The organism is Candidatus Symbiopectobacterium endolongispinus, from assembly GCF_018777385.1.
Lineage (GTDB): Bacteria > Pseudomonadota > Gammaproteobacteria > Enterobacterales > Enterobacteriaceae > Symbiopectobacterium > Symbiopectobacterium endolongispinus.
Genome location: NZ_JAFJYB010000001.1, coordinates 572,002 through 595,379, shown reverse-complemented (window position 1 = coordinate 595,379; position 23,378 = coordinate 572,002). Strand labels below are relative to the sequence as shown.

Annotated in this window: 18 protein-coding genes and 5 pseudogenes; 19 read left to right on the top strand and 4 right to left on the bottom strand. The window is 49.8% G+C overall.

What is annotated here, in order from left to right:
- The 3 genes from JZM30_RS03055 (at position 1) to mntP (ending at position 2,477) form a co-directional block, all read left to right on the top strand.
- Entirely contained in the window at positions 1–843 is an 843-nt protein-coding gene (locus tag JZM30_RS03055) for a PTS mannose transporter subunit IID (RefSeq protein WP_252317527.1), read from the top strand.
- Positions 844–989: 146 nt separating this feature from the next.
- On the top strand, positions 990–1,448 hold the full coding sequence (locus JZM30_RS03050) for a DUF986 family protein (RefSeq protein WP_252317979.1): 459 nt from the start codon (positions 990–992) through the stop codon (positions 1,446–1,448).
- Between the two features lie 456 nt (positions 1,449–1,904).
- Positions 1,905–2,477: a manganese efflux pump MntP gene (gene mntP / locus JZM30_RS03045; protein ID WP_252317978.1), complete on the top strand. Its 573-nt coding sequence runs from the start codon at positions 1,905–1,907 to the stop codon at positions 2,475–2,477.
- 45 nt (positions 2,478–2,522) lie between these two features.
- On the opposite strand, the gene JZM30_RS03040 is transcribed toward mntP, so the two are convergent.
- Together JZM30_RS03040 and cspE are read right to left on the bottom strand one after the other, a co-directional pair.
- Positions 2,523–3,161 (bottom strand): methyltransferase domain-containing protein, encoded by a 639-nt coding sequence (locus JZM30_RS03040; protein ID WP_252317526.1) that lies wholly within the window; start codon positions 3,159–3,161, stop codon positions 2,523–2,525.
- Between the two features lie 108 nt (positions 3,162–3,269).
- Complete coding sequence (cspE, locus tag JZM30_RS03035) at positions 3,270–3,479, bottom strand: transcription antiterminator/RNA stability regulator CspE (protein WP_252317525.1); 210 nt, start codon at positions 3,477–3,479, stop codon at positions 3,270–3,272.
- Positions 3,480–4,466: 987 nt separating this feature from the next.
- On the opposite strand from cspE, the gene JZM30_RS03030 reads away from it, so the two are divergent.
- From JZM30_RS03030 to JZM30_RS03010, 5 genes are all read left to right on the top strand, one after another.
- Positions 4,467–5,387 carry a metal ABC transporter substrate-binding protein gene (locus JZM30_RS03030; protein WP_252317524.1) on the top strand — a complete coding sequence of 307 codons (921 nt, stop codon included), beginning with the start codon at positions 4,467–4,469 and terminating at the stop codon, positions 5,385–5,387.
- Positions 5,384–6,262, top strand: a complete 879-nt coding sequence (locus tag JZM30_RS03025; RefSeq protein ID WP_252317523.1) for a manganese/iron ABC transporter ATP-binding protein — start codon at positions 5,384–5,386, stop codon at positions 6,260–6,262. Before JZM30_RS03030 ends, JZM30_RS03025 begins: the two co-directional genes overlap by 4 nt.
- 5 nt (positions 6,263–6,267) lie before the next feature.
- On the top strand, positions 6,268–7,131 hold the full coding sequence (locus JZM30_RS03020; protein ID WP_252317522.1) for a metal ABC transporter permease: 864 nt from the start codon (positions 6,268–6,270) through the stop codon (positions 7,129–7,131).
- Positions 7,128–7,982 carry a metal ABC transporter permease gene (locus JZM30_RS03015; RefSeq protein ID WP_252317521.1) on the top strand — a complete coding sequence of 285 codons (855 nt, stop codon included), beginning with the start codon at positions 7,128–7,130 and terminating at the stop codon, positions 7,980–7,982. Before JZM30_RS03020 ends, JZM30_RS03015 begins: the two co-directional genes overlap by 4 nt.
- A gap of 164 nt (positions 7,983–8,146) precedes the next feature.
- Positions 8,147–9,007 (top strand): fructosamine kinase family protein, encoded by an 861-nt coding sequence (locus JZM30_RS03010; RefSeq protein WP_252317520.1) that lies wholly within the window; start codon positions 8,147–8,149, stop codon positions 9,005–9,007.
- Positions 9,008–9,052: 45 nt separating this feature from the next.
- On the opposite strand, the pseudogene JZM30_RS03005 reads toward JZM30_RS03010, so the two are convergent.
- A pseudogene (locus tag JZM30_RS03005) lies at positions 9,053–9,623 on the bottom strand (YniB family protein).
- A 269-nt stretch (positions 9,624–9,892) separates the two neighbouring features.
- Between JZM30_RS03005 and hxpB the strand changes: the two are divergent.
- Positions 9,893–10,564 (top strand): hexitol phosphatase HxpB, encoded by a 672-nt coding sequence (gene hxpB, locus JZM30_RS03000; protein ID WP_252317519.1) that lies wholly within the window; start codon positions 9,893–9,895, stop codon positions 10,562–10,564.
- Between the two features lie 69 nt (positions 10,565–10,633).
- On the opposite strand, the pseudogene JZM30_RS02995 reads toward hxpB, so the two are convergent.
- A pseudogene (locus tag JZM30_RS02995) lies at positions 10,634–10,968 on the bottom strand (cupin domain-containing protein).
- Between the two features lie 698 nt (positions 10,969–11,666).
- Between JZM30_RS02995 and pelW the strand changes: the two are divergent.
- From pelW to JZM30_RS02945, 10 genes and pseudogenes are all read left to right on the top strand, one after another.
- Positions 11,667–13,287, top strand: a pseudogene (gene pelW, locus JZM30_RS02990) (pectate disaccharide-lyase PelW).
- Between the two features lie 42 nt (positions 13,288–13,329).
- The gene (locus JZM30_RS02985) at positions 13,330–14,220 is read left to right on the top strand and encodes a carbohydrate ABC transporter permease (protein WP_252317518.1); all 891 of its coding nucleotides are present in this window, start codon (positions 13,330–13,332) and stop codon (positions 14,218–14,220) included.
- Positions 14,213–15,118 (top strand): annotated as a pseudogene (locus JZM30_RS24255) (carbohydrate ABC transporter permease). Before JZM30_RS02985 ends, JZM30_RS24255 begins: the two are co-directional and overlap by 8 nt.
- Positions 15,119–15,131: 13 nt before the next feature.
- Complete coding sequence (locus JZM30_RS02975; RefSeq protein ID WP_252317517.1) at positions 15,132–16,259, top strand: ABC transporter ATP-binding protein; 1,128 nt, start codon at positions 15,132–15,134, stop codon at positions 16,257–16,259.
- A 15-nt stretch (positions 16,260–16,274) separates the two neighbouring features.
- Positions 16,275–17,564, top strand: a pseudogene (locus JZM30_RS02970) (ABC transporter substrate-binding protein).
- 243 nt (positions 17,565–17,807) lie between these two features.
- Entirely contained in the window at positions 17,808–18,527 is a 720-nt protein-coding gene (locus tag JZM30_RS02965) for an oligogalacturonate-specific porin KdgM family protein (RefSeq protein ID WP_252317516.1), read from the top strand.
- A gap of 322 nt (positions 18,528–18,849) precedes the next feature.
- Positions 18,850–19,806 (top strand): pectin acetylesterase PaeX, encoded by a 957-nt coding sequence (gene paeX, locus JZM30_RS02960; RefSeq protein ID WP_252317515.1) that lies wholly within the window; start codon positions 18,850–18,852, stop codon positions 19,804–19,806.
- Between the two features lie 138 nt (positions 19,807–19,944).
- A complete protein-coding gene (locus JZM30_RS02955) occupies positions 19,945–21,165 on the top strand; it encodes an ISL3 family transposase (RefSeq protein WP_252317514.1) in 1,221 nt (406 codons plus the stop codon).
- A gap of 55 nt (positions 21,166–21,220) precedes the next feature.
- On the top strand, positions 21,221–21,796 hold the full coding sequence (locus JZM30_RS02950; RefSeq protein WP_252317513.1) for a metal-dependent hydrolase: 576 nt from the start codon (positions 21,221–21,223) through the stop codon (positions 21,794–21,796).
- Positions 21,797–21,918: 122 nt separating this feature from the next.
- Positions 21,919–23,319 (top strand): L-cystine transporter, encoded by a 1,401-nt coding sequence (locus tag JZM30_RS02945; protein WP_252317512.1) that lies wholly within the window; start codon positions 21,919–21,921, stop codon positions 23,317–23,319.
- Positions 23,320–23,378 lie beyond the last annotated feature (59 nt).

Genomic DNA, 23,378 nt, shown 5'->3' with positions numbered 1-23,378 from the left:
ATGGTTGATTCAACACAAGAGAAAAAATTGACGCCCAGCGATATTCGTGCGGTGTTTATTCGCTCCAACCTGTTTCAGGGATCGTGGAACTTCGAACGTATGCAGGCGCTGGGATTCTGTTTTTCCATGGTGCCCGTCATTCGTCGTCTGTATCCAGAAAACTCGGAAGAGCGTAAACAGGCGATCAAACGCCATCTGGAGTTTTTTAACACGCAACCTTTCGTAGCAGCGCCAGTACTGGGCGTCACCATGGCAATGGAAGAACAGCGTGCCAACGGTGCCCCGATAGATGACGGCGCGATCAACGGTCTGAAAGTCGGTCTGATGGGACCGTTGGCCGGTGTCGGCGACCCGATTTTCTGGGGAACCGCCCGTCCGGTGTTTGCCGCGCTGGGTGCGGGTATCGCCATGAGTGGCAGCCTGCTCGGCCCGATCTTGTTCTTCGTGCTGTTTAACCTGGTACGTCTGTTGGTGCGCTATTACGGCGTGGCTTACGGTTACCGTAAAGGCATTGATATCGTCAGTGATATGGGCGGCGGCTTCCTGCAAAAGATGACCGAGGGGGCATCTATCCTCGGCCTGTTTGTCATGGGGGCGTTAGTTAACAAGTGGACCCATGTAAATATCCCCATGATGGTTTCGCGCATCACTAATCAGAACGGTGAGACCACGGTCACCACGGTGCAATCGATCCTGGATCAATTGATGCCTGGTTTGGTGCCTCTGCTGCTGACATTCGGCTGTATGTGGTTGTTACGGCGCAAAGTGAATGCACTGTGGTTGATTATCGGCTTCTTTGCTATTAGTATCTTTGGCTACTGGATTGGGCTGCTGGGCGTTTAACGCCGACAGCACTCAGCAACGGCGATGGGCGGTGCGTGCGCCGCTCATGGTCAGTGAGCCTGTGATAAAGCCGTGACTCACGCCGCGTCCTTTATTTTTCGCCCTACTAACGCGTTTAGCTCAACGCAAAAACTCAGGGGCATACTATATCAACAACGGATATTGTGCTGATTGTCGTTATTGCGCTTATGTTGGCGTATGCCATCTTTGATGAATTTATCCAACCACTGCGTCAGGGAGGCACCCGTTTGCTGGTGCCGTTGCGTCGCACCAATCGGCTGGATACGCTGATTTTCGTCGGTCTTATCGGCATTCTTATCTATCAGAATATCACTCATAACGGTACGGTATTAACCACCACGTTATTAATATCCCTGGTGGCAATATCGATATATCTCTCTTATATTCGCCGGCCAAAATTATTATTCAAGGCAACCGGTTTTATCTATGCCAACATCTTTATTCCTTATACCCGTATTCGTAACATAAATTTATCCGAAGATGGTGTACTCGTGGTCGAATTGGAAAAGCGTCGCTTACTGATCAACGTGCAACAATTAGACGACCTTGAAAAGATATATAAATTTATGATTGAAAATCAATAACATAAATAAATAACTTTTTGATATATCCAGTTCATTACGTAAGTTCCCACACGATGAATGGTTATATTTAACCCTGTTAACACTGTTATTATTTTGTGAACACAGCACCTTATATGATAATGAAAACAATTATCAATTACATTTAAAACGATAATAAAAAAATCCCTGCTTTTTATCGGTTGTTTCACGCATAAATATTATGGTAAGGTTGCGCCGTCATTTGGGGAGTAGCCAATTTCTGAATATCAGTTTCAGAAATGCCCATATCAACATACTCGTTTTATACCGAAAGATTGCTAGTATCTCCGTCATGCAGAAGCGGATATGCGGCAGCAAGTATAGTGAAAACGTGGTGCGGGCGGCAGTGATGCAGGCGAGACCATATCCACATGTCCCCTATTTAGGTTGGGAAGGCGACATGTGGATATGGAGAACCGCCCAGCCGAGGCTATTGCTATGAATCTTTCTGCTACGCTTATTCTTGCTTTTGGCATGTCCATGGATGCCTTTTCGGCTTCCATCGGTAAAGGTGCCGTCCTGCACAAACCACGCTTTCGCGACGCGATTCGCACTGGATTAATCTTTTGGCTGATCGAAGCCATTACCCCCCTTATCGGTTGGGCGCTGGGTTTCTTCACCAGCCAATACATCATTGAGTGGGATCATTGGGTGGCTTTCACGCTGCTGGTCATCCTGGGTGGGCGCATGATTATGCAAGGCATAAGAAGCGAGCATAACGAGGACGATGAACCGGTACGCCGCCACACGCTGTTTGCCCTGGTTTGTACCGCCATCGCCACCAGTCTCTATGCAATGGCCATCGGTGTAGGTCTGGCCTTCTTGCAAGTCAATATCTTCCATACCGCGATGGTTATCGGTTGCACCACCATGATTATGGTGACATTGGGTATGATGATTGGCCGCTACATAGGTCCATTGATGGGGAAAAAAGCTGAAATCTTTGGCGGTGTGGTGTTGATTGGTATTGGCAGCAATATTCTCTACGAACACCTGTTCAGCGTTGCCTGATTAGCACACGTTAATAAAAGGGAGCCTGCGCTCCCTTTTATAATGCTACTCAACATCTCTTTGATGAAAGCGGATAATGAAATCCGTCTCACATGCAAAGCGCTCGGTATCCAACAGTTGCTGTTTAACCGCTTGCGACGCGCGCCAGGCAAAGGGCGTCATTTGCAACAATGCCGCTGCCTCATCACCGCCTAAGGACATTTCATACGCTAGCGTGTGCTCTGCTTGCAGCGTAAAACCCGGCAGCACCTCTGCTTTTATCGGGTGCAGCATGACAGCATCATAGACTTGGGCCTTAAGCTGATACAAATGACGCGGACCGGGAGAAACGGTGATCACCAACCCTTGCGGTTTTACGGTTCTCGCCAACTCTTCCCCATCACAGGGCGCATAAATCTTCAGTATTCCATCCAGCGTCACATCCCCGAACGGTAAACGTCGGCTTGAGGCAACACAAAGTTCAACCGCCGTATAGCGTTTTGCGGCCCGTTGAATAGCGGCCTTAGAGATATCTAGGCCGAACATCTGAACTGCCGGTAATGCCTCCGCCAATGCCCCGGTGTAATACCCTTCACCACAGCCAATATCCAGCAGTGCCTGCGCCTGCGGTGCGAGCACGCGATGTATATGTTGCAGTAGTGCAGCCTGTAACGGCTGATGACAGAGCGGGCATTGATAAAACATGGACATATTTTCCTACAGAGCGATAAAAACACGTGCGGATAGGCGGCAATGAGAAAGGCAGACAACAAAAAACCCGCACCATGGCGGGTTTTGCATCGGAAACGGTAATTACAGCGCGGTTACGTTAACAGCAGAAGGACCTTTCTGGCCGTCTTGAATTTCGAACTCTACGCTCTGGCCTTCAGCCAGCGTTTTAAAACCGATACCTTGGATTGCAGAGAAGTGAACAAACACGTCTTTGCTGCCGTCAGCAGGCGTAATGAAACCAAAACCTTTGGACTCATTGAACCACTTAACCTGACCTTTAATCTTTGCCATTTTACACATTTCCTTTAATTGTTTAAACCGCCCAAAGGCGTTATACAGACAAACCAAAGTCGTTACTGCTTTGAGGCACCAAGATAAGGATCGGCAGAAGAAGTAGTGCGCAACGCTAACGGTTGTATCATTAACTTCCTTACTGAAAATGCCACTTAATATACAGAACTGTACCTCGTTTCACCCAGATGCGTTATTACACACTCTGAAAACGATGGCAAGCCATTTTTCTTCAGTCGCAGAGGTGCCGCACAAAATAAGGCTTCAACCCCTGAAACAGCAGCACAAAACACGCCATTGGTATCACAAATAGCTTGTGCATAACCAACTGAATATTCGTGGTTTTATTTATTAACCCGTAAAATGTAACTCGTTAGGAATCCTTGCTACCGTTAAGGCGCGTTTACCATAGTAAAATGTTATAAATTTAGAACTTATTTACGATAAGAAAATAAAAGGAGTGGTTTCTTATTATTATGCTACCGGGAGGAGAATGCATCCTATGACACAGGTTACTCCCGCCAGGATTCATAATACCCTTGAACCATTACGCCAACTAATAACGCCAGTACTACCAAGAGAATGATGCTGGCCATCTTCCAGCGCCTTTCTGATTTTGCTCCCATTGCGAATACCCTCCCAACATCGCATACTTCCATTGCACACTTTTTGGTATATCGGCCGATCAACAATTTTTTTATACATGTTGTGCCGCCAGAGAGCATATTAGCGTCCAACGAAAAAACACCATAAACACAGCAGCAACAGTTAGACTTCATTTGTTACGTTAAGTAATATTTGTTAACCAGAATCAAGATCTTACAACAAGGCAATATTCAAGATATGCAAGGATCGCTTAAAAGCACACGGCAGTGGATAAACACAGGGTATCAGCGTCGCAGTTATCGCAAGAGACGCTTGACTTAAATGCGATTGAGAATTATTTTTATCTAATAATTAACCATCGCGACTTGTAAGGATATGTCTATGCGTTTCTTTCAGGCCTTCACCCCTTCTCGAATTGTAAATATTACCCTGCCTCTGGCGCTATTCGCCGCATTAACTCTCGCTTCACCAGCGAATGCCAAAGACAAACTCAAGGTGGTAACCACCTTTACCATTATTCAGGATATCGCGCAGAACATCGCGGGAGAGGCGGCTATCGTTGAGTCGATCACCAAGCCGGGCGCAGAGATCCATGACTACCAACCCACACCGCGGGATATCGTTAAGGCGCAATCCGCTGATCTTATCTTTTGGAACGGTTTGAATCTGGAGCGCTGGTTTAGTTGCTTCTTTGAAAATGTTAAAGATGTCCCGGCGGTTACGGTGACAGAAGGGATAACACCACTGCCTATCCGTGAAGGGGCCTATAACGGCAACCCGAACCCACATGCCTGGATGTCACCCAGCAACGCCTTAATTTATGTCGAGAACATTCGTAAGGGGCTGGTGCAATACGATCCGGATAACGCGGAGATCTATAACCGTAATGCTAAAGCCTATACAGAAAAAATCACCGCACTGGATGCCCCCCTGCGTGAACGTTTGGCAAGGATTCCAGAAGCGCAGCGTTGGCTCGTCACCAGCGAAGGGGCCTTTAGTTACCTCACCACCGATTATCAATTCAACGAAGTTTATCTGTGGCCTATCAATGCTGATGAGCAGGGTTCTCCCCAGCAGGTACGCCGCGTGATCGATACCGTGCGTGAAAAACACATCCCGGTGGTGTTTAGTGAAAGCACTATTTCTGATAAACCGGCTAAGCAGGTCAGTAAAGAAACCGGCGCGAAATATGGCGGCGTGTTGTATGTTGACTCATTGTCTAATGAAAAGGGTCCGGTTCCCACCTACCTGGATCTGCTGCAAACCACGGTGAACACCATCGCCGAAGGATTCAATCAATGAGTCGTACACCAGAATTAGCCCTCACCGTCGACGATGTTTCTGTGACGTACAGCAATGGCCACCAGGCGATTCGAAACGCGTCATTTTCACTGGGCGGCGGCACGATCTGCGCTCTGGTCGGGGTCAACGGCAGCGGTAAATCCACCCTATTCAAAAGCATCATGGGGCTGGTGAAACCCTCTTCGGGCCAGGTCCGTCTTAACGGTGAAGCTATCAGTGAGGCTTTGAAAAAAAATCTCATCGCCTATGCGCCGCAAACGGAAGAGGTTGACTGGAATTTTCCCGTGCTGGTTTCCGACGTGGTGATGATGGGGCGCTACGGCAAAATGAACTTTTTGCGCATCCCGCGCCAGCAAGATCGTGACGTGATAAACGATGCCATGGCCCGTGTCGGCATGAGTGCGCTGAGTCAACGCCAAATCGGTGAACTCTCCGGCGGTCAAAAAAAGCTGGTTTTCCTGGCGCGGGCGGTGGCGCAACAAGGGTGTGTGCTCCTGTTGGATGAACCCTTTACCGGCGTTGATGTGAAAACCGAAAACGCCATTATCGATCTGCTGCGCACCTTGCGCGACGAGGGGCATTTGATTTTGGTAGCAATCCACAACCTCGGCAGCGTACCTGAATTTTGCGACAGTGTGATTCTGGTCAATCGCACCGTGCTGGCAGCCGGCCCTACTGCGACCACCTTCACTCAGAGTAATCTGGAGAAAACCTTTGGCGGTGTACTGCGCCATATTAATCTCGGTGGCGAGCACCTGCATAACGACGATGCCCGAACCGTCACCTTATTGACCGATGACGAACGCCCTGCCGTCTTCTATGGTTCAACCCCCAGCGACACACCTGCATTCCGCTCCCGGCCAGAGGATAACTAACGTAGATGTTTGAACTTTTGTTGCAACCGTTCCATTACAACTACATGGTGAAGGCGATTTGGGTGAGTGCCATCGTAGGCGGTGTCTGTGCCTTTCTTTCCGCTTACCTGATGCTCAAAGGCTGGTCACTGATGGGCGATGCCCTCTCCCACTCAGTGGTGCCCGGCGTCGCGGGAGCCTACGCACTGGGGTTGCCCTATGCGGCAGGCGCTTTTTTTACCGGAATGCTGGCCGCCTTGGCAATGACGCTCATCCGTCACATCACACGTTTGCGTGAAGATGCCATTATTGGCTTTATCTTTTCCACTTTTTTTGCCGCCGGGTTGCTCATCATCTCCCTTAACCCCACCTCGGTTAATGTACAGTCGATTATTTTTGGCAATATCCTCGGCATTGCCGATGAGGACGTGCTTCAGGTCGAAATTATCATCGGCATCACTTTCATCATCATGTGCGTGCCGTGGAAAGATCTGTTGGCGGTGTTTTTTGATGAGAACCACGCCCGTTCCATCGGTTTATCGCCATTGAAACTCAAAATCCTGTTTTTTACCCTGCTCAGCGCCTGCACTGTCGCCGCGCTGCAAACCGTAGGCGCCATTTTGGTGATTACTATGGTGATCACGCCGGGGGCTACCGCTTACCTGTTAACCGACCGTTTTGGCAGACTGATTATTATTGCCATTGGACTCGGTGCCATCAGCAGTGCGTTAGGCGCCTATCTCAGTTTTTATCTTGATGGCGCAACGGGCGGAGTGATTGTCACGTTGCAAACGCTGATTTTCCTGCTGGCGTTTCTGTTTGCCCCGAAACATGGCTTGCTGGCAACACGGCGCGCACGCCACCGTGCGACAGAAGGAGATCTGTCATGAGCCTGCTGTTTGATTGGATTCTGGAGCCTATTGCCTATCCGTTCATGCAACGCGCACTGCTGGCCGCCGTCGTCACGGGTGTCGTGTGTGCGGTGCTCTCCTGCTATCTGGTGCTTAAAGGCTGGTCCTTAATGGGGGATGCTATCTCCCATGCCGTACTGCCCGGCATTGTTGTGGCATTTTTGCTCGGTATTCCCTTTGCGGTGGGCGCATTTGCTTCTGGCGTGCTGTGCGCGCTTGCCACCGGTTATCTGAAAGAGCATAGCCGTGTCAAAGAAGATACCGTGATGGGTATCGTTTTCTCTGGCATGTTCGCCCTCGGGCTGGTCATGTTTGCTCGGGTAGATTCTGACCAACATCTATCGTATATTCTTTTTGGTAATGTGTTAGGGATAACCGCACAGGAGTTGACGCAAATCCTGCTGATTGCCGGTGTTACGCTGGTGATTGTCATGCTCAAGCGCCGTGACCTGATGCTGTATTGTTTTGATCCGCACCATGCCCGTGTGATTGGCCTGTCGGTCAAATGGCTCCACTACGGTCTGCTTTGCCTGCTGGCGATGACGATCGTTGCCTCGCTGCAAGCCGTTGGGGTAATTTTGGTCATCGCCATGCTTATCGCCCCCGGTATCGTCGCGTTTATGGTGTGTAAAACCTTCGATGGTATGCTGATCGTCGCCACCTGCGTGTCGGTGTTTTCCTGCGTTACCGGTACGCTGATCAGTTTTTATCTGGATGGTGCCACGGGACCCTGTATTGTGTTGGTGCAAGCGCTGTTCTTCGCCTTGGCCTTGACCATTCATCAGGTTCGTACCCGACGTCAGCGTACCGCGCAGACTGCGTCGTCTTGAGACGATAGCGCGTTTTTTAGCCCGCTGCTGACGATTCAGGCTATACTGCTCTAGGTTTCAGACACAGCGGCGATTGCCCATGCTGTGCGACAGCTTCAGGTTTACTGATAAGGAATACGCTAAGGTAACAATCTCTACGTAACATCATCAACGGGGGTGGCGCTATGTGGCAAGCAATCGGCAAGCTATTGGATGAACATCTTGGACCCGCTGATATCTTCGAGTACCAGGCGTGTGAAGCTGGCGAGATGCACACCGTCTGGCAGGTCAAATACGGGGAGTATGATGTTTTCGTAAAGAGCGATATCCGTGAGATGTTGCCCAAATTCACCGCTGAAGCCGATCAGCTTGCGCTACTGGCACGCAGTCGTACCGTGCGTGTCCCTGCTGTGTATGGCGTCGGCGGTTCGCGAGACCACAGCTTTATGCTGATGGAATACCTCGCCCCAAAACCGCTGGATGCTCACAGTGCCTGGTGCCTCGGCGAGCAACTGGCACATCTGCATCAGTTGAGCGACCAGCCTCAGTTTGGTCTGGATTTTGATAATGGCCTCTCAACCACGCCGCGGCCTAATAGCTGGCAGCGGCGTTGGGCCACGTTCTTTGCCGAACAGCGCATTGGCTGGCAGTTACAGTTGGCTGCCGAAAAAGGGATGTACTTCGGTGATATTGATTCGTTGATTATGCAGGTGGAATCGCGACTGGCCGGACATCAACCGCAACCCTCGCTGCTGCACGGCGACCTTTGGCCGGATAACTGCGCCAGTTATCACGATGGCAGTTTCCTGTTCGATCCTGCCAGCTATTGGGGAGACAGAGAGTGTGATTTGGCGATGTTACCCCTCAGCCCCTCACTGCCGCCGCAAATCTATGGCGGTTATCAAAACGTCTGGCCGCTGGATAAAGGCTTTATCGAACGCCAGCCGCTCTACCAAATCTATTATCTACGCAATCGGGCAAATCTGTTTGGCGGGCAGCACATTATTGCGGCGCAACACGCTATTGAGCAGCAGTTGACCACTTAAATCACGCCGCCCTTGCGCATCATGGCGAAAGGGCGGCAACAGTTGTCACACCGGAACACGGAACACGGAACACGGAACACCCAGCAGGCTCAAAACCAGATAACCGGCAACGGCGGTAATGATCGGCATAATATAAAGCGGGAAATATTGCAGAAAAATGGTGTGGTGTGGCACTTCTGCTCGTGACGAAAGTTCTTCACGGGTTCGTCCCTCACTCCCTTTCATTTTCTCCAGAATTACCTGATCCTCAATGCCCTCACGCACCGCTCGCGCCTGCCGTGACATGCGCGCGCCGCTCACTTGCAGCGCCAGTCTAACAAAAATCAGTAGATAGATAATCCAGAACATGATACTGGCCGCGGCGAAGGGCCGGGAGAAATCCGGCATCGGTGAGTTGTACCAAAAAAGGTTAAGAAACGGCGTGTTAAAACGCGTCATGTCGATCATCAGGTACAGGAAATCCAGAAGTACCGCATCAATGCCATGCTTTTTTTGCGCACATTGATAGACATAGTTCGCCAGCGAAATGCAGGTTGATAGCAGAGCCGGGATAAAAAAAGATCCATCCTGCAATGCGTTTTATAATTGCAATAAGACCCGCCTGTTGGTACGTCATGAGTTCCCCTTATAAATGACGCGATAAAATAGCCTTCACCTGGCACGATCGACGCCAAGGCAGTGGGCTGACAACGCCGAAACAGAATCTGCTGGCATATCCCATTGCATTATAACCATAATTACCGTTGATAGGCAGTGCAGGCACCCTTACACGACGTCCCATGACACTGAAAACTGTGGTAGCCTGCCAGTAATACCGCTGAAATGAACGGCCCGGAAGCGGCCAACTCAGCCAAATGGCCTCTTTTTACCTGACAGGAGACGTAAATGTCTGTAGCCAACACGCCTCGTGCCGCCTTGTTTGATATGGACGGCTTGCTGATCGATTCAGAACCTTTATGGGAGCAGGCTGAGGTAGAAGTGATTGCGGCATTAGGGGTGGATACTTCTGTGCGCGATACCCTGCCAGACTTGTTAGGCTTGCGTATCGATCTGGTGGTTGACCTGTGGTATCAGCATGCCCCCTGGAAAACCCCCAGCCGCAGTGAAATGGTCAAGCGTATTATCGCCCGCACCCTTGAACTGGTGGATGAAAGCCGCCCGCTTTTGCCCGGCGTGGAGCACGCCTTACAGTTGTGTCGTGAACAGGGTTTTCGCATTGGACTGGCATCCGCCTCTCCACTGTTTATGTTGCAACACGTATTGCACACCTTTAGCCTGACACACTATTTCGATACGCTGGCCTCTGCGGAATTACTGCCTTTCAGTAAACCTCACCCACAGGTCTATTTAAACGCGGCGCAGGCGCTGGATATTTCACCGCTACGCTGCGTCACACTGGAAGATTCAGTCAACGGCATGATTGCCACCAAAGCCGCGCGCATGCGCTCCATCGTGGTACCAAGCAATGCGCATGCTCAGGATCCGCGTTGGGTACTGGCTGACAAAAAGTTGAATTCACTGCTCACGTTAACGCTGGAAGATTTGACGGGAAACTGACTGGACTGACAGCGCGCATAAACCGGCCAAGTGTCTGGCCGGTTTACCACGCGTTACAAGCGGCAGCGCTTAGAGGAAATCGGCGCGTTTAGGATTGAAGAGGTATCAATCAGGATGCTGCCATCTTCCAATGACACCACACCGTGCATTTCATTCTTAACGGCCAGATAGGCGTCTCACGCTTTCAGAATGTGTTTTTCTCCTTCAATCACCACTTCAAAGCTGCCCGCAGCAACGTAGGCGATCTGATCGTGGATATCGTGCTTATGCGGCGTGCCGATAGCGCCTTTATCAAAATGCACTAACACCATCATCAGGTTGTCAGTCCAGGTCATGATTTTGCGTTTAATACCGCCGCCCAGTTCTTCCCACGGGGTCTCATCATCAATAAAGTAGCGTTTCATGGTCACTCCTTCCTATTCATTGTTATGGCCTATTTCCCAACGGGATGCGGGTAGGCACAGCATACGGATTGAGCCATTCTAGTAACATTCGTTACGAACGAAACTGAAAAGGTGTAAAAGCATGACGGCCTTCAAGAAATAAATAAAACAATATTTCACTTTTATTAAATTACTACACCATCAGCTTCACGCTTCTCCAAACATGAAAGCGCCGGGCGCGCACCGGAACAGGCCAGGTTGTCACTGCCACGCATCCTGACCAGTTTTGCCCGGCGCTTTCGTTCTCCCGACAGTGGATAAGCGCAAAGGTAGCGTACCAAGAACCAGTAGCAGCAAGCAGACATGGCTAGCAGCATCCCGGTTCTTTACTACACTTCTCTGGTTTCACCAATGAAAGCAATACGGTAGCAATTTCTGGCCGATAGCACGCTGACAAGCTCAAACATTTTTTTAACAGATAACGCGAGACGTTCCAACAATGCGTTTTCTTTAATATATATTTCAATTAGTTAGTTAAAATAAGACGGCGCATGCCTTGCTAAAACCGCCTTCTTAAAAAAAATCAAAACAACGCTCCGACTTTGATCACGCTTTCGAGATTGCGTGCATGACGAGTGGGCAAATAGCGCAATATAATCAATCGAAAGAGTGTTTCTATTTATAAGGAACTGCAACGTAGTTCGATAAGAAGGTTCTCGATAAGTATTTTTACGACTTTACGCACCAGCTCTGAAACGACACTCAACGAATGGTTAGCCGCCTTGGATAGCCATATCGCTCGCGTATCGCAGGCCGCCCAAAGTCATAAAAATCCTTCGCCTCTGCTGGCAGATGGCTTCGATATCACCATGCAAGAACCCGTAGTGTGGAAATACCCGGATGGTCATGATGCACCTATCGCGAATTTCGCCAGCCAACAAAACTGGTTAAGAACATTAAGCGCCATGAGCGTTATTACCGGTGATGCCCGTTATGAACAGCAGGCAACGGATCACACCGACTATTTCTTAAAACACTATGTCGATGATAACAGAGGCCTGTTCTATTGTGGTGGGCACCGTTTTATCAATCTGGATACGTTGGGCAGTGAAGGGCCAGAATCCAAAGCCATGGTGCGTGAATTAAAACACCATCTCCCCTATTACTCACTGTTGCACCGTGTCGACGCAGAAAAGACGTTGAACTATTTGCAGGGCTTCTGGAATGCCCATGTTGAAGATTGACAGCAACTGGATCTTGGCCGTCATGGTGATTACGCCAAAACGCGCGATCCACAGGTCTTTGAGCACGCACGCCGCGATGTGGTTGACCCTGCTCTCTGGCCAGAACTGCCGCTGACCAAAGGATTGACCTTCGTCAACGCGGGCACCGACCTGATTTACGCCGCCTTCGCTTACGCGCACTTTACCGGCGATGCGTCAGCTGCGGCATGGGGTAAGCATTTATATCGCCAGTATGTGTTGGCACGTAATCCTGAAACCGGGATGCCGGTGTATCAGTTCAGTTCGCCGCGGCAACGCCAGTCTGTACCTGAAGATGATAACCAAACGCAATCCTGGTTTGGCGACCGTGCACAGCGCCAGTTTGGTCCGGAATTTGGCGTTATCGCCAGTCCTGTTTCGCGACATGCGCCCTTTATTGATTGATAACCAGTTGGCAATGTTGGATATTCTTCGACAGCAGCCCGATAGTGACATCATGGCCTGGGTGATTTCAGGCTTAAAGAATTACTACCAGTACGCCTATGACGTGGTCAGCAACACGCTGCGACCGATGTGGAACAACGGCCAGGATATGACTGGCTTTGTTTTCCCGCGTGATGGTTATTACGGCAAGAAAGGCACCACATTATCCCCATTCGCACTAGAAGGCGATTATTTGCTGCCGCTGGTACGTGCTTATAGCTTGAGCGATGACGATGAGCTGTATGCCCTGATTGAGACAATGGCAAAACGCAGCGAGCAAGATGGTCTGGAAAATAGCGCAACGCCTTTCCTGTTGGTTGCCTTGACGGAACTGGCGGAAAAAACGCAGTCCTCAGTATGGGCAGAACGCGCCTGGCGCGTAGAGGAAACCTTATTCAAACAGCACTTTCATGATGGTTTGTTTGTTCGTTCGGTACAACATCGTTATTTACGCCTGGATGATCCTCTTCCTCTGGCATTACTGACGTTTGTTGCTGCTTGTCACGGTAACCGTGACGCGGTACCGGCACTTTTAACGCAGGGTGGATACGTCCACGGTGATTTTCGCTTTAATGGGGAAAACAGAATTGTTTATGACGTGGAATTAATTTATCCAGAGTTATTAACACATTGATTTTTATTTTAATGGTTCTCAATTACTAAGTAGGTAAGCATTATGAATGAAAGCAAAAGGCTGTGGCTAGCCTATATCTCCCCTTATATAATAGGGTTGATAGTTTTTACCGCTTTCCCCTTTATTTCATCGTTTGTGCTCAGTTTTACTGAATATGACCTGATGAATCCACCTGAGTTTACGGGTTTGGAAAACTATCACCGGATGTTCCTGGAAGATGACCTCTTCTGGAAATCCCTGTGGGTTACCTTTGCCTATGTATTCCTGACCATTCCGTTGAAATTGATTTTCGCACTGCTTATTGCATTTGTGCTCAATTTCAAATTGCGTGGTATCGGTTTCTTCCGTACTGCTTACTATGTACCGTCTATTCTCGGTAGTAGCGTAGCCATTGCCGTACTGTGGCGTGCCCTGTTCGCCATCGACGGTCTGTTGAACAGCTTCCTGGCCGTGTTCGGTTTTGACGCTATCAACTGGCTGGGTGAACCTTCACTGGCACTGATGTCGGTAACGCTGTTGCGCGTATGGCAGTTCGGTTCCGCGATGGTTATCTTCCTCGCCACGTTGCAGAACGTACCGCAGTCTCAGTACGAAGCCGCAATGATCGATGGTGCGTCTAAATGGCATATGTTCCTGAAAGTAACTGTACCGTTGATTACGCCGGTTATTTTCTTCAACTTCATCATGCAGACCACGCAAGCGTTCCAGGAATTTACCGCACCGTACGTTATTACCGGCGGTGGCCCGACTCACTACACCTACCTGTTCTCGCTCTATATCTACGATACAGCGTTCAAGTATTTCGATATGGGTTACGGTGCAGCGTTGGCATGGGTACTGTTCCTGGTAGTTGCTGTGTTCGCATCAATATCGTTTAAATCGTCTAAATACTGGGTGTTTTACTCCGCCGATAAAGGAGGAAAAAATGGCTGATATCCATTCCAATCTGTCATCGGCGCAAGCCATCGCAGAAGCAGAAGTTCGTCGTACTTTACGTAAAGAGAAAATCAGTGCGGCAATTCGTTACACGATTTTGCTGTTCGTCGGTCTGTTGATGCTTTATCCACTGGCGTGGATGTTCTCTGCATCGTTCAAACCGAACCATGAAATCTTTACCACGTTGGGACTGTGGCCTGAGCACGCCACCAGTGACGGTTTCGTTAACGGTTGGAAAACCGGTACGGAATATAACTTCGGTCATTACATGCTGAACACGTTCAAGTTTGTAATCCCGAAAGTGATCCTGACCATTATCTCCTCGGTTATCGTGGCTTACGGCTTTGCCCGCTTCGAGATTCCTTGGAAAAACTTCTGGTTTGCGACCCTGATCGCTACCATGCTGCTGCTCAGCACCGTACTGTTGATTCCTCAGTACATCATGTTCAGTGAAATGGGCATGCTGAACAGCTATATGCCGCTCTATATTCCGCTGGCTTTTGCCACCAGGGGTTCTTTGTCTTCATGCTGATCCAGTTCCTGCGCGGTGTGCCGCGTGATATGGAAGAAGCTGCTCAAATCGATGGCTGCAACTCCTTTCAGGTGCTTGTGGCATGTGGTAGTCCTGATCCTCAAACCGGCCATTATTTCTGTGGCGTTATTCCAGTTCATGTGGTCCATGAACGACTTTATCGGCCCGCTGATCTACGTCTATAGCGTGGATAAGTACCCGATTGCACTGGCGCTGAAAATGTCCATCGACGTGACGGAAGGTGCGCCGTGGAATGAAATTCTGGCGATGGCGAGTATCTCTATTCTGCCGTCCATCATTATTTTCTTCTTTACTCAACGCTACTTCGTACAGGGCGTCACCAGCAGCGGAATTAAAGGTTAATTGAGGATTTATCATGGCTGAAGTAGTTTTCAACAAACTGGAAAAAGTCTATTCCAACGGTTTCAAAGCGGTGCACGGTATTGACCTGACCATCAGAGACGATGAGTTCATGGTGATTGTCGGCCCCTCCGGGTGTGCAAAATCCACGACGCTGCGCATGCTGGCGGGTTTGGAAACCATCAGTGGTGGTGAAGTTCGCATCGGCGAGCGCATCGTTAACAACCTGGTACCGAAAGATCGCGGTATCGCGATGGTGTTCCAGAACTATGCGCTCTATCCGCACATGACAGTGCGCGAAAACCTGGCATTCGGTTTGAAACTGGCAAAATTGCCGAAAGAGAAGATTGAAGAGCAGGTTAACGAAGCGGCCAAAATTCTGGAGTTGGAAGACCTGATGGATCGTCTGCCGCGTCAGTTGTCCGATGGTCAGGCACAGCGTGTGGCAGTAGGCCGCGCTATCGTGAAAAAACCGGACGTGTTCCTGTTTGACGAACCGTTGTCCAACCTGGATGCCAAACTGCGTGCTTCCATGCGTATCCGTATTTCTGACCTGCACAAACAGTTGAAGAAAAGCGGCAAACCGGCAACCAGCGTCTACGTTACCCACGACCAGACCGAAGCCATGACCATGGGCGACCGTATCTGCATCATGAAACTGGGTCACATCATGCAGGTGGATACGCCGGATAACCTGTATCACTATTCGAAAAACATGTTCGTGGCAGGCTTTATCGGCGCGCCAGAAATGAACATCAAACCGGGCAAACTGGTTGAAACTAACGGTCAGATTGCTCTGCACGTAGGTGGTTACACCCTGCCCCTGAACGCTGCACAGCAGGATAAAGTTCGCTCTCATCTGACACAGGATATCTTCTTCGGCGTTCGCCCTGAATATGTCTCTGTTTCCGATACAGCGTTTGAAGACAACCACTCTGTCGGCGAGCTGGTGCGCGTAGAGAACATGGGTCATGAATTCTTTATGTACATAAAGGTTGATGGCTTTGAGATAACCAGTCGTATTCCTTCTGAGGAAGCGCGATTGATTATTAAGAATGGCCTGAACCGTCAGGTGTTCTTTAAGTTTGATATGGATAAGTGCCATATCTTTGATGCAAAAACAGAACAAAACATCTCTCTTTAACAGGAGTAGTTACCGATGAAAAAAGCGATCCTACACACGTTGATAGCCTCATCTCTGGCATTGCTGGCGCATCAATCTTTCGCAGCGGATAACGTTGAACTGCGTATGTCCTGGTGGGGCGGCAATGGCCGTCACCAACAGACGCTGAAAGCGATTGAAGATTTCCAGAAGGCAAACCAGAACATCACCGTTAAAGCAGAATACACCGGTTGGGACGGCCACCTGGCACGTTTGACCACACAGATCGCCGGTAACACCGAGCCTGACGTGATGCAGACCAACTGGAACTGGCTGCCGATTTTCTCTAAAAACGGTGGTGGTTTCTACGATCTGAACAAACAGAAAGTGGTTATCGATCTGGCTCAGTTCGAACAAAAATAACTGAACAACACCACCGTTGACGGCAAACTTAACGGTATTCCGATCTCTGTTACTGCACCTGTGTTCTACTTCAACACTGATACCTGGGCAAAAGCTGGCCTGGAATACCCGAAAACGTGGGATGGGCTGTTGAACGCCGGTAAAGTGTTCAAAGAAAAACTGGGCAACCAGTACTTCCCGGTTATTCTGGAGCACCAGGATACCCTGGCACTGCTGAACTCTTACATGGTACAGAAGTACGGCATTCCTGCTATCGACGTGAAAACCCAGAAATTCGCGTACAACGACGCGCAATGGGCTGACTTCTTCGGCATGTACAAAAAACTGGTTGATAGCCACGTTATGCCTGACATGAAGTACTACGCTTCTTTCGGCAAGAGCAACATGTATGAAATGAAGCCGTGGATCACAGGCGAATGGGCAGGTACTTACATGTGGAACTCCACCATTACCAAGTACTCTGATAACCTGCAACCGCCTGCCAAGCTGACCATGGGTAACTACCCGATGCTGCCAGGTGCTAAAGATGCAGGTCTGTTCTTCAAACCGGCTCAGATGCTCTCTATCGGTAAATCGTCTAAACACCCGAAAAAAGCAGCAATGCTGATCAACTTCCTGCTGAACAGCAAAGAAGGTGTTCAAGCGCTGGGTCTGGAACGTGGCGTACCGTTGATCAAGGCAGCAGTAGCACAGCTGCGTAGCGATGGCGTTATCAAAGATGATTCCAACGCGGTCGCTGGCTTGAATCAGGCATTGACATTACCGCACGAAATCGGTGTGTCCCCGTACTTCGATGACCCGCAAATCGTAGCCCTGTTTGGTGATACCATTCAGTCTATCGACTACGGCCAGAAAACGGTTGATGAGGCGTCTAAATACTTCCAGCGTCAATCTGAACGTATTTTGAAACATGCAATGAAGTAATAGTGTTTATGTAATATACACATTAAATCCCTGTCATCCTGAATGGCGGGGATTTTTTCATTTTAATTGAAACACGGTTTATTTCCACGCCGATCAAGCTCACATTTTGAAATTATATTTTACTTTTTGTTACTCAAGCCGATCCGGATCACAAAATAGAATTTGAGAATAAATAAAATAGAACTTGTTCCAATAAGCACAAATGCGTCTTTTAGCATAAATGTTATTACTCGATGGGAAATAATGAAATTAAAATTATTAGCTCTGGCCGTGACTTCGATCGTTAGCGTCAACGCAATGGCTGTTACGATTGACTATCGTCATGAAATGCAAGATACCAAAGATGCTGGTCATAAAGACCGTCTGTTAATGTCTCACCGTTTTGCTAATGGTTTTGGTCTGTCTTTGGAAGGCAAATGGAAAAATGGCGAGCCTTCTAAAAAGACTACATCTAATAAGCCTTACCACGAACCAGTGAGTAACGGCACTGAAGTTGTTGCCAGCTATGTTTACAAATTCAACAAGACCTGGTCCTTGGAGCCTGGCTTTACCATGGCAAGCAGTTCTACTGCTAACGAATACAAACCGTATCTGCGTGCGAAAGTCAACATCACTGATGATCTGTCCTACTCTTTCCGTTATCGCCCATACTACAAACGCACCAGTGGCAACATCGGCACAACCAAAAACACCGGTGAAAGCGGCTATAACCTGACAGGCGTGCTGAGCTACAGCTTCCTGAAAGATTGGCAAATTGATTACGAAATGGATTATAAAAAATCCAACCAGTATCAAAACTACCAGTTTGATAAAGAGACTTGGAAACTGGAGCACGACGTAAAACTGTCCTACAAATGGGATAAAAACTGGAAGCCATATACCGCTATCGGTAACGTGGCGCAGGATGGCACTACCGATCACCGTCAAACGCGTTTCCGCGTAGGTGTTCAATATAGCTTCTAATCGTGATTAACGATTAAAAGTTAAGCAAAAGCAGTACAGGGATATTCAGGTTAACAAAGTTTGATAGCGTTCCGGAATATCCCTTTTTATGTTTTTGCCGTTAGCCGTACAGCAGTAATTTTAGCATTACGATAGTTAGCTTTAGTTTATGTATTCTGTGTCTGAATTACCCTCTTCGTGTATGAACGTTATTTCTTGATATATATTTTGTGGTTTTTAGGGTGTTCGTTTTCTCTCCGATGTGATGAATACCCTTTTTTCCTCTCAAACTCTCCATGCTAGTTTACCCCTTCCCTAATGACTTTGTTGCGAGTAATAGACTATGATTTTGCGTTCCCTTATTGCTGGAGCCTTATTAGTGTCAATGTCTGGAATCAGTTTTGCCAACACCACGTTTCCTGTTTGGCTACAGGGGGAAGCACCGGGGGCGGCAACGTCATCGGCCAAACCAGAGGTGGTTGAACGCAGTAAAGATCCGGCGATGCGCGATCGCGTGGCCACCGGAATAAGAGCCCCGGAAATTACCGTGTATGCGCCAGAAAAACCCAATGGCATGGGGATTTTGGTCACCCCAGGCGGCGCTTACCAACGCGTGGTGCTGGATAAAGAAGGCAGCGATCTGGCCCCCTATTTCAACGCCCAGGGTTATACCTTATTCGTGATGACCTACCGTATGCCGGGAGAAAGCCACAAAGAAGGGGCCGATGCGCCGCTGGCAGATGCACAGCGCGCGTTGCGTACGTTGCGGGCACAGGCAGCCAACTGGAAGCTCAATCCACAGCGCATCGGTGTGATGGGATTCTCTGCTGGCGGGCACGTGGCCGCCAGCCTGGGCACCCAATTTGACCGTGCGGTAACGCCAGCGCAGGATGATATCGACCGTCTTAGTGCGCACCCTGACTTTATGGTTCTGATGTATCCAGTGATTTCCATGCGCGATGATATCGGCCACACCGGCTCGCGCAAACAGTTGCTGGGTCAGCACCCTGACGAAGCGGGTATTGTGCGCTATTCGCCGGACCATCATGTTACTGCGCAAACGCTACCGACCTTTTTAGTGCATGCCGTCGATGACCCGTCAGTCTCCGTCGAAAACAGCATGGTGATGTTTTCTGCACTGAAGGCGAAGCATATTCCGGTGGAAATGCACCTGTTTGAAAAGGGAAAACACGGTTTTGGCATTCGCGGCACCACGGGGTTGCCGGTCGCCGTCTGGCCGCAATTGGTTAATGCCTGGCTCAGCGCATTGCCTGTTGACAGTGCCAGCAGCAAGAAATAACCGCAAGACATAAATAGTTACGCCGTCACAACTTCCGCAGCAGGGAATATTTCTCTATACTGGATAAAATAGGGTCTTCCCTTGTTGTGGTGGCTGAAGGCATGATAATGGCGTATTAAATCGCCAGAGGTCACCACCATGGACGAAAAGTCTCTCTACGCTCATATCCTCAACCTGTCTATTCCGTGGCAGGTAAAGTCTCTTTCTCTCGATGAAAATGCCGGTTCTGTTACCGTTACAGTTGAGATTGCGAAAAACACTCAGTTAACCTGTCCAACCTGCGGGAAATCTTGTCCTATTCACGATCACCGACATCGTAAATGGCGCCATCTCGATACCTGTCAGTTCGCGACAATAGTCGAAGCTGATGTACCCCGTATTATGTGCCCGGAGCATGGCTACCAGACGCTGTCTGTTCCATGGGCCGGCCCCGGTAGCCGGTATACGCTGTTGTTCGAGTCGTTCGTTATCTCATGGCTGAAAATCAGCACCGTGGATGCCGTCAGGAAACAGCTGAGGCTGAGCTGGAATGCTGTCGATAATATTATGCAACGGGCGGTTAAGCGTGGACTGGCCCGTCGAAAAACACCTCAGGCCGCACGTCATCTCTGTGTTGATGAGGTCGCTTTCAAAAAGGGGCATCAGTACGTCACCGTTATCTCTGATACCCAAGGACAGGCATTGGAACTCAAAGATGATCGCGGAGTTGAAAGTCTTGCTGGCTATCTCCGGAGTCTGGGTGACCGCCAGATTGAATCCATTAAAACCCTGTCGATGGACATGAATCTATCCTATATAAGCGCAGCGCGGCTCCATCTGCCTAACGCGGTGGAGAAGATCGCGTTCGACCACTTCCATGTAGCGAAAATGCTCTGTGCCGTCGTAGATAAAACACGACAGTTGGAGATGAAAACCATCCCGTTACCGGCACGAAAAAGTGCACATCGTTCCCGTTATCTGTGGTTGTACGGTCGCCATAAACGTCATGGTCGAATAGCAGAAAGACTGGAAGCAGCGCAGATGGTTCTGCCTGATACCAGCCGTTGCTGGGCAATGAAGGCGCTGGCCCGGGAACTCTGGAACCGCCGGTATGACGAACACAGCAGGCGTCTGTGGCTGGAATGGATAGGGATGGCAAAAGACGTTGGTGTCCCGCTACTAAGCAGCGCCGCCCGGACGTTACGTAAACGACTGTACGGGATCCTGAATGCCATGAAACACAGGGTATCAAACGGTAATGCAGAGTCACTAAACAGCAAGATAAGGCTGCTGCGGATCAAGTCCAGAGGATACCGGAACAAAGAACGCTTTAAGGTGGCAGTGATGTCCCATTACGGCAGGTTAAACATGGGGTTATGAGTCTCCCACCATGATAGGGGAAGACCCATAAAATAACAGTTCACTGAAAAACCCCATGACTGCGGAAGGACATCTGCTATTTTCCATCGCCTGCGCTATTTTTGCCAAAAATGCAGAACTCACACCAGCGCTGGCGAACGGAGACTGGTGGCATATCATTCCGGGGGCGCTGCTAACGGCGTTGCTGCCAGACATCGACCACCCTAAATCCGTGTTAGGGCAACGGTTACGCTGGATCTCCGGGCCTGTCGCCCGCGCCTTTTGGCACCGTGGTTTCACCCACAGTTTGCTGGCCATTGTGGCCGTCATCTGTTTTATCCGTCTGCAATTGCCTGCCGATTGGCCGATCCCGACCGATGCCTACCACGCCATTCTGATTGGCTATCTCAGCCACATCATGGCCGACATGTTAACCTCAGCCGGAGTACCCTTGCTGTGGCCCTGCCGTTGGCGCTTTCGTTTGCCGCTGATCAACGGCCAGAAAGGCAACCAGCTAGAACGGGTACTGTGTCTGGCGCTGATTGGCTTTTCGCTGTACCACACACCGCGCACAGGTGCTTGTTACGGCTACGAGCAGGCCTGTCTCTGGTATGACTCGGCCCGCAGTCAATTCAGCCAGTTGCTCCGCTAGTACTTTTCCTTACCACCGTGAACGCTATGCGATTTGAGTAAAAGATACGCCGGATTGGTATAACGGAAGCCATAAGGAGCTGTTATCCTAGCGCCCGTTTTCATTTTTAGGGAGGAGACAGTATGTCTGTTGCGCTATTGGCAAATATTATCGTTTTTTTGGCGTTGATCGCCCTGCTCGCTTATGCCAACCGTAACCCGACGTGGAGCCAGGCGAAAAAGGTTCTGCTCGGTCTGGTTATCGGCGTGCTGTTCGGCTTCGCGCTGCACCTGGTGTATGGCGGCAACAATACTATCATCAAGGCTTCCGTTGCCTGGTTTAACATCGTGGGTAACGGTTACGTTCAACTGTTACAAATTATTGTTATGCCACTGGTTTTCGTTTCAATTCTGAATTCGATTGCCAAGCTGCACAATGCATCATCATTAGGAAAAATCAGTGTATTGACTCTGGGCACCCTGTTGTTAACCACCCTGATCGCAGCGCTGATCGGCGGGCTGGTTACACTGCTGTTTGGCCTGAGCGCTTCAGGGCTGGTGCAAGGTGCACAGGAAACCGCGCGTCTCAGCGCGATCGAGAGTAATTACGCGGGCAAAGTCTCCGATCTCAATGTGCCGCAACTGATTCTGTCTTTTATCCCGAAAAACCCGTTCGCAGAGCTTACTGGCGCCAACCCCACGTCAATTATCAGTACGGTGATTTTCGCCGCTCTGCTCGGTATTGCGGCGCTGCAACTGCATCGCGATGATGCGGCCAAGGGTGAACGCGTCTTGGCGGCGATCGATACGCTGCAATCCTGGGTGATGAAGTTGGTTCGCCTGGTGATGAAACTGACGCCCTACGGTGTGTTGGCGCTGATGACCAAAATGGTCGCAACGTCAAATTTGCAGGATATCATCAAGCTGGGGAGCTTTGTCGTCGCCTCTTATCTTGGCCTTGGCATCATGTTTGTGGTTCATGGGATGCTGTTAGCCTCAACGGGCATCAACCCACTGCGATTCTTTCGCAAAATTGCCCCGGTGCTGAGCTTTGCATTTACCAGTCGTACGAGCGCAGCCACCATTCCACTCAGCATAGAGGCTCAAACACGCCGCATCGGCGTACCGGAATCCATCGCCAGCTTTGCAGCGTCCTTTGGTACCACCATTGGACAAAATGGCTGTGCCGGGCTCTATCCTGCCATGCTCGCTGTGATGGTTGCCCCCACGGTCGGTATCAACCCGCTGGACCCGGTGTGGATTGCCACGCTGGTAGGCATCGTGACCATCAGCTCTGCCGGCGTCGCGGGCGTAGGCGGCGGTGCCACCTTCGCAGCATTGATCGTTCTACCCGCCATGGGATTGCCGGTAACGCTGGTGGCGCTGCTGATCTCCATCGAGCCATTGATTGATATGGGGCGCACTGCGCTCAATGTGAGCGGTTCAATGACTGCGGGTACGGTGACCAGCCAGTTACTGAGACAAACCGACAAGTCGCGTTTTGCGGCCGACAATGAGTCCGTGTTAAACGCGTCCCACACCTGATACCCAGGTAAACACATGGCGTCATAAAAAAACCGGCAGGTCTACCCTGCCGGTTCGAC